Consider the following 17,696-nt stretch of genomic DNA (forward strand, 5'->3'; position numbering starts at 1 on the left):
AGCACGACATCAGCCTGATCAACACGGTGCCTTCGGCGCTCAAGGCGCTGCTGGAATCCGGCGGGCTGAGCGATGGTGTCGACACGGTCAACGTCGCCGGCGAAGCGCTCAAGCGCAGCCTGGTGGACAGCCTGTTCCAGCAGACCAACGTCAAACGTCTGTGCAATTTGTATGGCCCCTCGGAAACCACGACCTATTCGAGCTGGGTATCGATGGCCCGCGAAGACGGCTTCGCCGCACACATCGGCAAACCGGTGGCCAACACCCAGTTCTATTTGCTGGATGAGCACGGGCAACCGGTGCCGCTGGGCGTGCCGGGGGAAATCTACATCGGCGGTGCCGGGGTGGCGCGCGGCTATTTGAACCGCGACGACCTCACCACCGAGCGTTTCCTCAGCGATCCGTTCAGCCGCGCCCCGCATGCGCGCATGTATCGCACCGGCGACCTGGGCCGTTACCGGCCGGACGGCAATATCGAATACCTGGGGCGCAACGACGATCAGGTGAAGATCCGTGGTTTCCGTATCGAACTGGGCGAGATCGAAGCCAAACTCGCGCAACACGAGGCGGTGAAGGAAGCCGTGGTCCTGGCCCGCGAAGACATCCCGGGCGAGAAGCGTCTGGTCGCTTACTTCACCCGGCATTCGGCGGACGAAACCGCGGATATCGACGCCCTGCGCGTACACCTGCAAGCACAATTGCCGGAGTACATGGTGCCGGCGGCCTACGTGCGACTGGACGCACTGCCGCTGACCCCCAACGGCAAACTTGACCGCAAGGCACTGCCGGCACCGGACCTCAATGCACTGATCACCCGTGGCTATGAAGCCCCCATCGGTGAAGTCGAAATCACCCTGGCCCAGCTATGGGCAGAAGTTCTCAATGTGGACCGCGTCGGTCGTCACGATCACTTCTTCGAGCTGGGCGGGCATTCGTTGCTGGCGGTCAGCTTGATGGAGCGTTTGCGTCAGGCGGGTCTGGAAGCGGATGTCAGAACCTTATTCGAGCAGCCCACGCTCTCGGGATATGCAGCAACCACGGAAAGAATGGAGATTATGCTGTGAGCGTGATTGAGCTATTGGCAACACTGAAAGAAAAGGACGTGCAGCTTTCGGTCAAGGACGATCGGCTTGTGGTGAGCGGCAGGAAACAGTCGCTCAGCGAACCGGCGATCATCGCCTTGCTGCGCGAACACAAGGCCGCGCTGATCGAGCTGATCACTGCTGGAGACTATCGCGCGAGCAAGGCCGGCGAGATCGAGGTTCCGGCCAATGGCATCCCCGATGGATGTACCCGGATCACGCCGCCGATGCTGCCGCTGTCAGATCTGGACCAACCGACGATCGATCGGGTGGTGGCCATGGTGCCCGGCGGTGCCCGTAACGTGCAGGACATCTACTCTCTGGCACCGTTGCAGGAAGGCATTCTCTATCACCACCTCGCGGCCGGGCAGGGTGATCCTTATGTGCTGCAAGCGCAGTTTGGCTTCGCGAGTCGCGAGCGCCTGGAGGATTTTGCCCAGGCGTTGCAGAGCGTGATCGACCGTCATGACATCCTGCGCACGAGCGTGGTCTGGGAAGGGCTGGACGAGCCGGTACAGGTGGTCTGGCGTGACGCCCGACTGGTGCTGACGGAAATCAGCATCGACCCTGGCCATGGCGAAGCCACGCAACAATTGCATGAGCGCTTCGACCCGAGAAAATACCGTCTGGATGTCGGCGAGGCACCGTTGCTGCGTCTGGCATACGCCAGGGACACTGCCAACCAGCGCTGGGTGGCGATGCTGCTGTTCCATCACATCGCCATCGATCATGCGGCGCTGGACGTGGTGCAGCACGAGGTACAGGCGTATTTGTTCGGTCAGGCGGATCAGCTGGGCAAAGCGTTGCCGTACCGCAACTATGTAGCCCAGGCCCGACTCGGTGTGAGCCGCGAGCAGCACGAAACGTTCTTCCGCGAGATGCTCGGTGACATCAACGAGCCGACGCTGCCGTTCGGTGTGCAGGATGTGCGCAGTGACGGCCAGGACATTGAAGAAGCGATGCAGGCGGTGGAAATCAACCTGTGCCAACGCCTGCGCGCGCAGGCTCGCCAGTTGGGCGTGAGCGCCGCGAGCCTGCACCACTTGGCGTGGGCCCAGGTGCTGGGGCGCATTTCAGGCCGAGAGGATGTGGTGTTTGGCACGGTGATGCTGGGCCGGATGCAGGGCGGCGAAGGCGTCGACCGTGCGTTGGGGATGTTCATCAACACCTTGCCATTGCGAGTCGATATGCGCGGCCAGAACGTGCGTGCCGGCGTGAAAGCCACCCATGCACGACTGACGGCATTGCTCGGTCACGAACATGCCTCGCTGGCATTGGCCCAGCGTTGCAGCGGTGTGGCGGCGCCGACGCCGCTGTTCAGCGCTTTGCTGAACTATCGGCACAGTGCCGCGCAAGCTGTGTCCGGCCAGGCGGTGCAGTTGTGGGAAGGGATTGAAGTCCTCAGCGGTGAAGAGCGCACCAACTATCCGTTGATCCTGTCGCTGGACGATCTTGGTGAAGGGTTCAGCCTGAGTGTGCAGGCTGTGCCGGGCATTGGCGCGCAACGCATTTGCGGTTACATGCACACGGCGTTGGGAACCCTGGTGGAGGCGCTGGAACAGGCGCCTGACGCGTCATTGCGCGAGTTGTCGATTGTGCCGGCGGCGGAACGTGAACAGTTACTGGTGACATTCAACGCCACCAAGGCGGATTACCCGCAGGAACAGACCATCCACGGGCTGTTCGAGGCCCAGGTGCAACGCACGCCGGACGCTGCGGCGGTGCTGCATGGCAAACAGTGCCTGAGCTATCGCGAGCTGAATCAACGCGCCAACCGGTTGGCGCATTACCTGCGCAAGCAGGGCGTACAGCCGGATTCACGGGTGGCGATCTGCGTCGAACGCGGCGTTGATATGGTCGTGGGGTTGCTGGCGATTCTCAAGGCCGGTGGCGGTTATGTGCCGCTGGATCCGGCTTATCCGGCCGACCGGATTGCCTACATGCTGGCGGACAGCGTCCCGGCTGTAGTGTTGGCCCAGGCCGCGACACTTGGGCTGCTGGCCGAAGCTTCGGTGCCGGTAATCGACCTCGACAGCGGTGTCTGGCAGGACGAATCCGTCTTGAATCCGGAGATTGTCGACCTGACCTCATCGCACCTGGCCTACCTGATCTACACCTCCGGCTCCACCGGTTTGCCCAAGGGCGTGATGATCGAGCACCGCAACACGGTGAACTTCCTCACCTGGGCGCACCGTTCGTTCGATGCAGCAACCCTGGCGAAAACCCTGTTCTCCACTTCGCTGAACTTCGACCTGGCGGTCTACGAATGCTTCGCGCCGCTGACCTGCGGTGGCCGCATCGAGGTGGTGAGCAATGTGCTGGAACTGCAACAAGGCGAGCACGACATCAGCCTGATCAACACCGTGCCCTCGGCGCTCAAGGCACTGCTGGAATCCGGCGGGCTGAGCGATGGCGTCGACACGGTCAACGTCGCCGGCGAAGCGCTCAAGCGCAGCCTGGTGGACAGCCTGTTCCAGCAGACCAACGTCAAACGTCTGTGCAATTTGTATGGCCCCTCGGAAACCACGACTTATTCAAGCTGGGTATCGATGGCCCGTGAAGACGGCTTCGCCGCGCACATCGGCAAACCGGTGGCCAACACCCAGTTCTATTTGCTGGACGAACATGGGCAACCGGTGCCGCTGGGCGTGCCGGGGGAAATCTACATCGGTGGTGCCGGGGTGGCACGGGGTTACCTCAATCGCGACGACCTCACCACCGAGCGTTTCCTCCGCGATCCGTTCAGCACCGAACAGAACGCCCGGATGTACAAAACAGGCGACCTCGGCCGCTACCGGCCGGACGGCAATATCGAATACCTGGGGCGCAACGACGATCAGGTGAAGATTCGCGGTTTCCGTATCGAACTGGGCGAGATCGAAGCCAAACTCGCGCAACACGAGGCGGTGAAGGAAGCCGTGGTCCTGGCCCGCGAAGACATCCCGGGCGAGAAGCGTCTGGTGGCGTATTACACGCCACAGACACCGGGTGTTGCGCTGGACCCTGAAGCCCTGCGCGCGCACCTGCAAACGCAGTTACCCGACTACATGGTGCCCGTCGCCTACGTGCGACTCGACGCACTGCCGCTGACCCCCAACGGCAAACTTGACCGCAAGGCACTGCCGGCACCGGACCTCGATGCGCTGATCTATCGCGATTACGAAGCGCCGCAAGGCGAAATCGAAACCACCCTGGCGCAGATCTGGCAAGACCTGCTCAAGGTCGAGCGCGTCGGTCGTCACGATCAGTTCTTCGAGCTGGGCGGCCACTCACTGCTGGCGGTCAGCCTGATCGGCCGAATGCGCCAGGCGGGACTGAGTGCCGACGTGCGCGTCCTGTTCAGCCAGCCGACCCTGGCCGCGCTGGCCGCAGCCGTCGGCAGCGGCAAGGAAATAAGCGTTCCGGTGAACCTGATTCCTTCGGACTGCGAACACATCACTCCAACCATGTTGCCCCTGGTCAATCTGGACCAGGCAGCCATCGAACGCATTGTCGCGACGGTGCCGGATGGCGCGTGCAACGTGCAGGACATCTACCCGCTGGCGCCGCTGCAAGAGGGCATCCTCTATCACCATATTGCGGCAGAACAGGGCGACCCCTATGTGCTGCAAGCCTTGTTCGTGGCCTCGAACCGTACGCGGCTGGATGATTTTTCCCGGGCGTTGCAAAGCGTCATCGATCGCCACGATATCCTGCGTACTTCGGTGGTGTGGGAAGGTCTGGACGAACCGGTGCAGGTGGTCTGGCGCCACGCGCAGTTGGGGCTGGAAGAGCTGGTACTGGACCCGCAAGCCGGGGATGTCGCCACGCAATTGCACAGCCGTTTCGATGCCCGGAACTATCGCCTGGACGTCACGCAGGCACCGCTGATGCGCATCGCGTTCGCCCATGACGCGTCCAATCAGCGTTGGGTGGGGATGCTGCTGTTTCATCACATGGCACTCGACCATATGGCGCTGGACGTGGTGCAGCACGAGATGCAGGCGCATCTGCTGGGCCAGGAAAGTCAGCTCGGCGAAGCCCTGCCGTACCGCAACTACGTGGCGCAGGCACGATTGGGCGTCAGCCGCGAGGAGCACGAAGCGTTCTTCCGCGAGATGCTTGGTGACATCGATGAGCCGACGCTGCCGTTCGGGGTGCAGGATGTACAAGGTGACGGAAGCCACATCGAGGAAGCCCGGCTGGATATCGCCGCCGACCTCAGTCGCCGTCTGCGGGCACAGGCGCGTCAGCTGGGCGTGAGCGCCGCGAGCCTGGTGCACCTGGCATGGGCGCAAGTGCTGGGCAAGGTTTGCGGCAAGCAGGAGGTGGTGTTCGGTACGGTGCTGATGGGCCGGATGCAGGGCGGTGAGGGTGCCGATCGGGCGTTGGGCATGTTCATCAACACCTTGCCGTTGCGGGTGGGCGTTGGCCTTCAAGGCGTGCGCGCCGGAGTCAAGACGACCCATGCACGACTGACGGCCTTGCTCGGCCACGAACATGCCTCGCTGGCACTGGCCCAACGTTGCAGCGGTGTGGCCGCGCCATTGCCGTTGTTCAGCGCCTTGCTCAACTACCGCCATAGCGCCGCACCATCGCTGTCGAAAGAGGCGCAGATCGCCTGGAATGGACTTGAGGTCCTGGCCAGTGAAGAGCGCACCAACTACCCACTGACCTTGTCGGTGGACGATCTTGGTGAAGGGTTCAGCCTGAGTGTGCAGGCTGTGCCGGGCATTGGCGCGCAACGCATTTGCGGTTACATGCACATGGCGCTGGAGAATCTGGTGACGGCGCTGGAACAGGCGCCTGACGCGTCATTGCGCGAGTTGTCGATTGTGCCGGCAGCGGAACGTGAACAGTTGCTGGTGACGTTCAACGCCACCGAAGCGGATTACCCGCAGGAACAGACCATCCACGGGCTGTTCGAGGCCCAGGTGCAACGCACGCCGGACGCTGCGGCGGTGCTGCATGGCAAACAGTGCCTGAGCTATCGCGAGCTGAATCAACGCGCCAACCGGTTGGCGCATTACCTGCGCAAGCAGGGCGTACAACCGGATGCGCGGGTGGCGATCTGCGTCGAACGCGGCGTTGATATGGTCGTGGGGTTGCTCGGGATTCTCAAGGCCGGTGGCGGTTATGTGCCACTCGATCCGGCTTATCCGGCCGACCGGATTGCCTACATGCTGGCGGACAGCGCCCCGGCGGCGGTGTTGGCGCAAACGGCCACGCGCGGCTTGCTGGCCGAAGCTTCGGTGCCGGTAATCGACCTCGACAGCGGTGTCTGGCAGGACGAATCCGTCTTGAATCTGGAGATCGAGGGGCTGACCTCATCGCACCTGGCCTACCTGATCTACACCTCCGGTTCCACCGGTTTGCCCAAGGGCGTGATGATCGAACACCGCAACACGGTGAACTTCCTCACCTGGGCGCACCGTTCGTTCGATGCAGCAACCCTGGCGAAAACCCTGTTCTCCACTTCGCTGAACTTCGACCTGGCGGTCTACGAATGCTTCGCGCCGCTGACCTGCGGTGGCCGCATCGAGGTGGTGAGCAATGTGCTGGAACTGCAACAAGGCGAGCACGACATCAGCCTGATCAACACCGTGCCCTCGGCGCTCAAGGCACTGCTGGAATCCGGCGGGCTGAGCGATGGTGTCGACACGGTCAACGTCGCCGGCGAAGCGCTCAAGCGCAGCCTGGTGGACAGCCTGTTCCAGCAGACCAACGTCAAACGTCTGTGCAATTTGTATGGCCCCTCGGAAACCACGACCTATTCGAGCTGGGTATCGATGGCCCGCGAAGACGGCTTCGCCGCACACATCGGCAAACCGGTGGCCAACACCCAGTTCTATTTGCTGGATGAGCACGGGCAACCGGTGCCGCTGGGCGTGCCGGGGGAAATCTACATCGGCGGTGCCGGGGTGGCGCGGGGTTACCTCAATCGCGACGATCTGACCGCTGAGCGTTTCCTCCGCGATCCGTTCAGTACCGAACAGAACGCCCGGATGTACAAAACAGGCGACCTCGGCCGTTACCGGCCGGACGGCAATATCGAATACCTGGGGCGCAACGACGATCAGGTGAAGATCCGTGGTTTCCGCATCGAACTGGGCGAGATCGAAGCCAAACTTGCGCAACACGAGGCGGTGAAGGAAACCGTGGTCCTGGCCCGCGAAGACATCCCGGGCGAGAAGCGTCTGGTTGCTTACTTCACCCAGCATTCGGCGGACGAAACCCCAGATATCGACGCCCTGCGCGCACACCTGCAAACGCAGTTGCCCGACTACATGGTGCCGGCGGCTTACGTGCGTCTGGACGCACTGCCGCTGACTCCCAACGGCAAACTTGACCGCAAGGCACTGCCGGCACCGGACCTCAATGCACTGATCACCCGTGGCTATGAAGCCCCCATCGGTGAAGTCGAAATCACCCTGGCGCAGATCTGGCAAGACCTGCTCAAGGTCGAGCGCGTCGGTCGTCACGATCACTTCTTCGAGCTGGGCGGGCATTCGTTGCTGGCGGTCAGCCTGATCGAGCGGATGCGCCAGGCGGGACTGAGTGCCGACGTGCGCGTCCTGTTCAGCCAGCCGACCCTGGCCGCGCTGGCGGCAGCCGTCGGCAGCGGCAAGGAAATAAGCGTTCCGGTGAACCTGATTCCTTCGGACTGCGAACACATCACTCCAACTATGTTGCCCCTGGTCAATCTGGACCAGGCAGCCATCGAGCGCATTGTCGCGACGGTGCCGGATGGCGCGCGCAACGTGCAGGACATTTACCCGCTGGCGCCGTTGCAGGAAGGCATTCTCTACCACCACATGGCTGCGCAAACGGGTGATCCCTATGTGCTGCAAGCGCAGTTCGGCTTCGACAGTCGCGGGCGGCTGGAGGGTTTTGCCCAAGCGTTGCAGAGTGTCATCGACCGCCACGACATCCTGCGCACCGCCGTCCTGTGGGAAGGTTTCGACGAACCGCTGCAAGTGGTCTGGCGTGAAGCACGGCTGGGCCTGGAAGAACTGGTGCTGGACCCGCAAGCCGGGGATATCGCCACGCAATTGCACAGCCGTTTCGATGCCCGGCACTATCGCCTGGACGTCACTCAGGCGCCGTTGATGCGCATCGCATTTGCCCATGACGCGCCCAACCAGCGTTGGGTGGCCATGCTGCTGTTTCACCACATGGCGCTCGATCATACGGCGCTGGACGTGGTGCAGCGCGAAATGCAGGCGCATCTGCTGGGGCAGGCAGACCTGCTCGGCGACGCGGTGCCCTATCGCAACTACGTGGCCCAGGCGCGGCTGGGTGTCAGTCGCGAGCAGCATGAAACGTTCTTCCGCGAGATGCTCGGTGACATCGGCGAATCGACGCTGCCGTTCGGCCTGCAAGACGTGCAAGCCGACGGCAGCGACATCGAGGAAGCCAGGTTGCTGCTCGACCGTGGCCTGAGTCGGCGTTTGCGCCGACTGGCGCGCCAGTCGGGCGTGAGCGCGGCCAGTCTGCACCATCTGGCCTGGGCTCAAGTGCTCAGTCGGGTATCGGGCCACGACGAGGTGGTGTTCGGCACGGTGCTGATGGGCCGGATGCAGGGCGGCGCGGGGGCAGATCGTGCGCTGGGCATGTTCATCAATACCTTGCCGCTGCGCGTGAGCGTCGGCGATCAGGGGGTCAAGGAAGGTCTGCAAGCGATCCATGCGCGACTGACGGCACTGTTGGGGCATGAGCATGCATCGCTGGCATTGGCCCAGCGTTGCAGCGGGGTGATCGCGCCGACGCCGCTGTTCAGCGCCTTGCTCAACTACCGTCACTCCGGCGCACAACCCGACGCAGCAGATCCGCATTCAGCCTGGCAGGGCATCGAGGTGCTGGGGGGCGAAGAACGCACCAACTATCCGCTGGCGCTGTCGGTGGACGACCTCGGCGAAGACTTCGCCCTGACCGTGCTGGTCCTGGCGGGCGTCGGTGCGCAACGTGTCTGCGGATATATGAACGCTGCGCTGGAAAGCCTCGCCGAGGCACTGGAATGTAGCCCCGCAGCGCCGTTGTACCGCCTGCAAATCCTGCCGGCGGCGGAGCAACAACAATTGCTGGTCGAATTCAATGCCACCAATACCGATTGCCTGCAGGACGAAACAGTCCTCGCGCTGTTCGAAGCGCAGGTGGCACGTACGCCGCAAGCGGTCGCGGTGGTGCATGAGCATCAGCAAATCACCTATGGGGCGTTGAATCGGCGGGCGAACCGTCTGGCACATCATTTGATCGGCCTTGGTGTGCAGCCAGACGATTTCGTCGCGATCCTGCTGCCACGCTCGATTGACCTGGTGACAAGCCAATTGGCGATCCTTAAATGCGCGGCGACGTATGTGCCGCTGGATCGCAACGCCTCGCTGGAACGCCAAGGCTTCATGCTCAAGGATTGCCAGGCGTCTATCGTGCTGACGTTCAGCACAGAGGTTGCGCCCGATGGCGTGCGCCGCGTTGACCTGGACACACTGGATACGGAAAGCGAGGCCACTCATGACCCGGCCCTCGCGCAGTCCAGTGAGACGATTGCCTACATCATGTACACCTCGGGTTCCACCGGTCAGCCCAAGGGTGTACGGGTACCGCATCGGGCAATCAACCGTCTGGTGATCAACAACGGTTACGCCGACTTTAACGAGCACGACCGCATCGCCTTTGCCTCGAACCCGGCGTTCGACGCCAGCACCATGGATGTGTGGGGCGCTTTGCTCAATGGCGGGCAAGTGGTGGTGATTGACCATGAAACCCTGCTTGAACCTTCCCGCTTTGCCCGGGTACTGAGCGAGTCGGGGGCGACGGTGCTGTTTGTGACGACGGCGATCTTCAACCAGTATGTGCAACTGATTCCACACGCCATTGGCGGCCTGCGCATCCTGCTGTGCGGCGGCGAACGGGCTGACGTGGCTTCATTTCGGCGCTTACTGAGCCTGGCACCAGGCTTGCGGTTGGTGCACTGCTATGGTCCGACCGAGACCACCACCTACGCCACGACTCATGAGGTGAAGGCCGTGGCGCCAGACGCCGAAAGCGTGCCCATCGGCGGGCCGATTTCCAACACCCGAGTCTATGTGCTCGATGCACGACAACAACTCCTGCCATTGGGCGTAGTCGGCGAGATTTATATCGGAGGCAGCGGGGTAGCCAAGGGTTACCTGAACCGGCCAGAGCTGACAGCGGAAAAGTTTATCGCCGACCCGTTCAGCCCCGAATCCGCTGCATTGCTGTACCGCACGGGTGACTTGGGTCGCTGGTTGCCAGAGGGCGATCTGGAGTGCCTGGGCCGCAATGACGACCAGGTGAAGATTCGAGGCTTTCGCATCGAACCGGGCGAGATCGAGGCAAAACTCGTCGCCTGCGCGGGTGTGAAGGACGCGGTAGTGCTGGTAAGGACCGACGAGCCGGGTGAAAAGCGTCTAGTGGCCTACGTCGTCGCCCGGCAGGATGCCACGCTGTCGGTTGCCTGGCTGCGAGAGCAGTTGTCCGCCACCCTGGCCGAGTACATGGTGCCGACCGCATTCGTGATGCTGCCGGCCTTTGCCCTGACGCTCAATGGCAAGGTGGACCGCAAGGCATTGCCCGCACCGCAAGCGCAGGCCTACGCGAGTGAGGCGTATGAGGCACCGCAAGGTGAGATCGAGCAGACGCTGGCGCGTTTGTGGGCCGACTTGTTGAAGGTGGAGCAGGTCGGCCGTCACGATCATTTCTTTGAACTGGGTGGTCATTCGTTGTTGGCGATGAGGCTGATCGAACGGATGCGTCAGGTCGGTCTGTCGGTGGATGTGCGGGTCCTGTTCAGCCAGCCGACGCTGCTGGCACTGGCCGCCGCCGTGGGCGGACACCGGGACGTAGTGGTGCCGGCCAACGCTATCGTCGAAGGCTGCGATCGAATCACCCCCGCGATGCTGCCACTGGCGGTATTGAGTCAGCAAACCATCGATAGGGTCGTGGCGAACGTGCCGGGCGGCGCGGGCAATGTGCAAGACATCTATCCGCTGGCACCGTTGCAGGCAGGCATTCTGTATCACCATCTCATGGCTGAAAAAGGCGATCCTTATGTGCTGCAGACGCAGTTTGCCTTTGATAGCCGCGAGCGCCTGGAAGACTTCACCCGGGCGCTGCACCATGTGATCGACCGCCACGACATCCTGAGAACATCGCTGGCATGGGAAGGCCTCGATGAGCCGTTGCAGATCGTATGGCGCAAGGCACGGCTGGTTTGCGAAGCGTTCGAACCGGGCCCTGGCGCCGGAGATATCGCGGCTCAGTTGCATGAGCATTTCGATGCCAGGCATTACCGGCTTGATGTGCGTCAGGCACCGATGCTGCGTCTGGCATTCGCCGAGGATGTGGCCAATCAGCGTTGGGTGGCGATGCTGCTGTTCCACCATATGGCCCTGGACCACACGGCGATGGAAGTGGTACAGCACGAGATGCAGGCGCACCTGCTCGGGCAGGCGCACCGGTTGGGTGAAGCGGTGCCTTACCGCAACTATGTGGCCCAGGCACGGTTGGGCGTCAGCGAGCAGGAACATGAAGCGTTTTTCCGCGAGATGCTGGGCGATATCGACGAGCCGACGCTGCCGTTTGGCCGACAGGATGTGCAGGGTGACGGCAACAACATCGAGGAGGTGACGCTGGCGGTGGAGGCCGGGCTGAGCCGACGACTGCGGGTGCAGGCGCGTACGCTTGGCGTGAGCCCGGCGAGCGTGGTGCATCTGGCGTGGGCGCAGGTGTTGGGTTGTGTTTCCGCTCGCGACGATGTGGTCTTTGGCACGGTGCTGCTGGGCCGGATGCAGGGAGGCGAGGGGGCAGACCGCGCTCTGGGTATGTTTATCAATACCTTGCCGTTGCGTGTGAGCCTGGGTGAACAAAGTGCGTGTGCGGCGGTGCAGGCCACTCATGGGAGGTTGACCGCGTTGCTGGGCCATGAGCATGCCTCGCTGGCACTGGCGCAGCGCTGCAGCGGGGTGGCCGCGCCGACGCCGCTGTTCAGCGCCTTGCTCAACTATCGGCATAGCGCCAGCGAGGCCACTCCGCAAATGCTGGCGGGCTGGCAAGGGATTGAGGGGTTGGGCGGCGAAGAGCGGACCAACTACCCACTGTCGCTGGCCGTGGATGATGAAGGCGAAGGTTTCAGCCTGGCGGTACAGGCGGTTAGCGGGATCGATGCACAGCGCATCGGCGAGTACATGCAGGCCGCCCTCGAAACTCTGGTCGCCGCGCTGGAATGCGCACCACACACGCCACTGTACGAACTCGACAGTGTACCGAGCGCCGAACGCCGGCAACTGCTCGACACCTGGAATGCCACGCAGGTCGCCTACCCGCAAGAACAGACGATCCAGCAGTTGTTCCAGGACCGGGTCGAGACCTCTCCCGACGCCGTCGCGGTGATGTTCGGTGATCAACAGTTGAGCTACGCCGAACTGAACGGGCAGGCCAATCAGGTCGCGCATCACCTGCTGGCGCTTGGCATCGACCCGGATGATCGCGTGGCCATCTGCGTGGAGCGTGGCCTCGCCATGCTGGTGGGATTGCTGGGTATTTTGAAAGCGGGCGCCGCTTATGTTCCGCTGGACCCGGCTTACCCGAACGATCGCCTGGCCTATATGTTGGAAGACAGCGCGCCGGTGGCATTGCTGGTGCATACCGGCACACGCGATCTGCTGGGCGATACGACGATGCCGGTCATCAACCTCGACAATGACACCTGGCAGGACCAGTCCATTGCCAATCCATCAGTGTCGGGTTTGACATCGTCGCACCTGGCCTATGTGATTTACACCTCCGGGTCGACCGGCAAGCCGAAGGGCGTGATGGTCGAGCACCGCAATGTGGTCAACCTGTTGTGCGCCATGCGCGACACGGTGGGCGTGGAGCCGGCCGATCGCATGCTGGCGCTGACGACCCTGGGTTTTGATATTGCCGGCCTGGAGCTGTACCTGCCGCTGATTTGCGGCGCCCGTGTTGTGTTGGTGTCCCGAGACCAGGGGCGCGACGGCCAGTTGCTGGCCGAAGTGATTGCCAGCAGCGGCGCCACCTTGGCGCAGGCCACCCCGGCGAGCTGGCGTATGTTGCTCGAATCGGGTTGGCAGGGCGCTCCGGCATTGACCGCGCTGTGCGGTGGTGAAGCGTTGCCCGCTGACCTTGCCCTGCGCGTAGCGGGACAGGTCAAGACATTGTTTAACGTCTACGGTCCGACCGAAACCACGATTTGGTCCTCGGCCACCCCGGTAGTGGACCAAGCGGCAGACGGCAGTCAGATCAGTATCGGCCGCCCCATCGCCAATACCCGGTTCTACTTGCTCGACCCGCACGGCAAGCCCGTGCCCATCGGTGTCGCGGGTGAGATTTACATCGGCGGTGCCGGCGTGGCCCGGGGCTACATGAACCGCGACGACCTGACGGCCGAACGTTTCCTGAAGGACCCTTTCAGCGCGCAAACCGATGCGCGGATGTATCGCACGGGCGACATTGCCCGCTACTGGCCCGACGGCAGGATCGACTACCTGAGCCGCAACGATGGTCAGGTCAAGATTCGCGGTTTGCGCATTGAGCTGGGTGAAATAGAAGTCGTCCTTGGCGCCTGTCAGGGGGTGAGTGAGGCGGTAGTGGTCGTGCGTGAAGACTCCCCTTGTGAGAAGCGCCTGGTGGCGTATTACAGAGTGCAGGCTGAGCAAGACGAACCATCGATCGAAGCGTTGCGCGGGTTTATGCTCGCGCAGTTGCCCGAGTACATGGTGCCCGTGGCGTATGTGCGGCTGGAAACGATGCCGCAGACGCCCAATGGCAAGCTGGACCGCAAGGCTCTGCCTGCACCGGAGTCGGGTTCGATGAACGTTTACGGCTATGAAGCACCGCAGGGGGATGTCGAATCGGTGCTGGCGCAGATCTGGCAAGCGCTGCTGGGCCTGGACCGGGTCGGTCGGCATGACCGCTTCTTTGAGTTGGGCGGCCATTCGTTGCTGGCGATGCGGCTGATCTCCCAGGTGCGTCTGCGTCTGGGCGTGGAGCTGGCGTTGAGTGAACTGTTTACCCATTCGCAATTGAGTACATTGGCGCAGGCGGTATCGCGTTCGGTGCGCAGCAGCTTGCCGGAGATCGTCGCGGTGACGCGCGATGAGCCGTTGCCGCTGTCCTTCGCGCAACAACGCTTGCTGTTTCTGACGCGGATCGAAGGCGCCAGTGCGGCCTACCATCTACCGGCCGGTCTGCGCCTCACGGGTGATCTGGATCGGAACGCATTGCAGCATGCACTGGACCGGATCGTGGCCCGCCACGAGGCATTGCGCACCACCTTCGTGCAGGTCCCGGAGCAGCCGGCCCTGCAACGTATCGGCACCGAAGACAGCGGTTTTGCCCTGCAGATCATCGATCTGTCCGCTCATGCCGAGGCGCAAGACGCGCTGAACACACTGGTCGCACAAGAAGCCACCGAGGCCTTCGACGTCGAATGCGGCCCGTTGATTCGCGGCCGGCTGATCCGTTTGGGCGAGCGCGAGCACGTGTTGTTGGTGACGATGCATCACATTGTGTCGGACGGCTGGTCGATGGGCGTTCTGACACGGGAACTGGTGGCTCTTTACGAGGCGTACCGAAGTGGGCAAGACGACCCGTTACCGGTACTGCCGGTGCAGTATGCGGACTATGCCGTGTGGCAACGTCGCTGGCTGAGCGGTGAGGTGCTGAAGACCCAAAGTGCCTATTGGAAAGTGGCGCTGGCAGATGCGCCAGCGGTGCTGATGCTCCCCGTCGACCGACCACGGCCGGCGCAACAGAACTATGCCGGCGCCGCCATCCCGGTGGCCTTCGATGAAGCCCTCACGGCGAACCTCAAAGCGTTGAGTCAGCGTCATGGCACCACCTTGTATATGACAGTGCTGGCCGGCTGGGCCGCGGTGCTCGGCCGCCTCTCGGGGCAGGAGACAGTCATCATCGGCTCGCCGGTGGCCAACCGCACGCGCGTTGAAGTCGAGGGGTTGATCGGTTTCTTCGTCAACACCCTGGCCCTGCCGATTGATGTGTCGGGCCAGCCGAGCGTCGAAACGCTGCTGCAACGGGTCAAGGCACAGACGCTGAGTGCGCAGGCCCATCAGGATCTGCCGTTCGAGCAAGTCGTGGAACTGGTCAAGCCGGTGCGCAGCCTGTCTCACAGTGCGGTGTTCCAGGCCATGCTCTCGTGGCAGAACACGGAAGGCGTCGAACTCACATTGGGCGACCTGACAATCGAAGGGCTGGGATCTGCGGGGTGGACGGCGAAGTTCGATGTGTCGCTCGATCTGGGAGAAGTTGATGGTTGTATTCAGGGTTCGCTGGAATATGCCACGGCATTGTTCGACAAGACGACGATGGAACGCTACCTCGGTTACTTGGAGCGGATGCTGCGGGCGATGGTCGCGGATGCGCGTATGGTCGTGAGCGAGATTGCCTTGCTGGGGGATGCCGAGCACCAACGACTGCACGGGTTCAACGCCACCGAAGCGGATTATCCGCTGGAACAGACCATCCACGGGCTGTTCGAGGCCCAGGTGCGGCGCACGCCGGACGCTGCGGCGGTGCTGCATGGCAAACAGTGCCTGAGCTATCGCGAGCTGAATGAGCGCGCCAACCGGTTGGCGCATTACCTGCGCAAGCAGGGCGTACAGCCGGATGCGCGGGTGGTGATCTGCGTCGAACGCGGCCTCGACATGGTCGTGGGGCTGTTGGCGATTCTCAAGGCCGGTGGCGGTTATGTGCCGCTGGATCCGGCTTATCCGGCCGACCGGATTGCCTACATGCTGGCGGACAGCGTCCCGGCGGCGGTGTTGGCGCAAACGGCCACGCGCGGCTTGCTGGCCGAGACATCGGTGCCGGTAATCGACCTCGACAGCGATGTCTGGCAGGACGAATCCGTCTTGAATCTGGAGATCGAGGGGCTGACCTCATCGCACCTGGCCTACCTGATCTACACCTCCGGCTCCACCGGTTTGCCCAAGGGCGTGATGATCGAGCACCGCAACACGGTGAACTTCCTCACCTGGGCGCACCGTTCGTTCGATGCAGCAACCCTGGCAAAAACCCTGTTCTCCACTTCGCTGAACTTCGACCTGGCGGTGTACGAATGCTTCGCGCCGCTGACCTGCGGTGGCCGCATCGAGGTGGTCACCAATGTGCTGGAACTGCAACAAGGCACCCACGACATCAGCCTGATCAACACGGTGCCCTCGGCGCTCAAGGCGCTGCTGGAATCCGGCGGGCTGAGCGATGGCGTCGACACGGTCAACGTCGCCGGCGAAGCGCTCAAGCGCAGCCTGGTGGACAGCCTGTTCGCACAGACCCGGGTCAAGCGCCTGTGCAACCTCTACGGCCCCTCGGAAACCACGACTTATTCAAGCTGGGTATCGATGGCCCGCGAAGACGGCTTCGCCGCGCACATCGGCAAACCGGTGGCCAACACCCAGTTCTATTTGCTGGACGAACACGGGCAACCGGTGCCGCTGGGCGTGCCGGGGGAAATCTACATCGGTGGTGCCGGGGTGGCGCGGGGTTACCTCAATCGCGACGATCTGACCGCCGAACGCTTCCTCCGCGACCCGTTCAGCACCGAACAGAACGCCCGGATGTACAAAACAGGCGACCTCGGTCGTTACCGGCCGGACGGCAATATCGAATACCTGGGGCGCAACGACGATCAGGTGAAGATCCGTGGTTTCCGCATCGAACTGGGCGAGATCGAAGCCAAACTCGCGCAACACGAGGCGGTGAGGGAAGCCGTGGTCCTGGCTCGCGAAGACATCCCGGGCGAGAAGCGTCTGGTGGCGTACTACACAACGCACACGCCGGATACCTCGCCGGACACTGGCGGCCTGCGTGCGCATTTGCAAGCGCAACTGCCGGAGTTCATGGTGCCGGCGGCCTACGTGCGACTCGACGCGTTGCCGCTGACCCCCAATGGCAAACTCGACCGCAAGGCTCTGCCGGTGCCGGACAGCGGCGCGTTTGTCACAGGTCTCTATGAAGCCCCCGTGGGGGAAATGGAGATCAGGCTTGCGTCGCTGTGGGCAGAGTTGCTGAAGGTCGAACGTGTCGGCCGCCACGATCATTTCTTTGAACTGGGCGGGCATTCATTGCTGGCGGTGACGCTGATCGAACGCATGCGCAAGGATGGCATGGAGGCCGATGTACGTGTGCTGTTCGGCCAGGCAACACTGGCCCTGGTGGCGGCGGCAGTGGGGCATGTGCAGCGTATCGAAGTGCCCAGGACGAAGATCCCCGCGCTCACGCGCAAACGCCGTATCTGAGCCACATTCAGCGTCAGTCCGATGGGGGCAATCCCCATCGGATTGATCCCGCCCTGCGAATCCTGACTGACCGACTCAGGGTTTGTCCCTGCTTCCCATGACAGACATCGCCCACCGAATGTTCTAATTTTTTCGACCTGAAAGGGGGCATGGCTGCAGGCGGCCATCCTCCGATCAGCTATTGCTCTTGAACACGATAATTCATCCACCGCCCCTGACCCATACGCCGCCATCGGCCCTCCAAGCGCTGCCGATTCCCGCGTTCAGGCGCCATGCCGTATCCGAAAACCACATTTTTTATCGTCAACCACTCCGAATTTAAAAAAGCAGGTTCTTC

2 protein-coding genes (1 of these 2 running past the window's edge) are annotated in these 17,696 nt (G+C 62.7%); both read left to right on the forward strand.

Annotated elements, in window-relative coordinates; genetic code table 11:
* On the forward strand, positions 1-1,064 hold the 3' end of the coding sequence (locus ACZ89R_RS02100; protein WP_429546878.1) for a non-ribosomal peptide synthetase. Its footprint begins 15,019 nt before the window's first position; the window shows 1,064 of its 16,083 coding nt (coding positions 15,020-16,083); its start codon lies off the left edge, out of view; the stop codon is at positions 1,062-1,064.
* On the forward strand, positions 1,061-17,359 hold the full coding sequence (locus ACZ89R_RS02105) for an amino acid adenylation domain-containing protein (protein ID WP_429546877.1): 16,299 nt from the start codon (positions 1,061-1,063) through the stop codon (positions 17,357-17,359). Before ACZ89R_RS02100 ends, ACZ89R_RS02105 begins: the two co-directional genes overlap by 4 nt.
* The last annotated feature ends 337 nt before the right edge of the window (positions 17,360-17,696 follow it).

This window comes from Pseudomonas sp. TE3728, assembly GCF_056279145.1.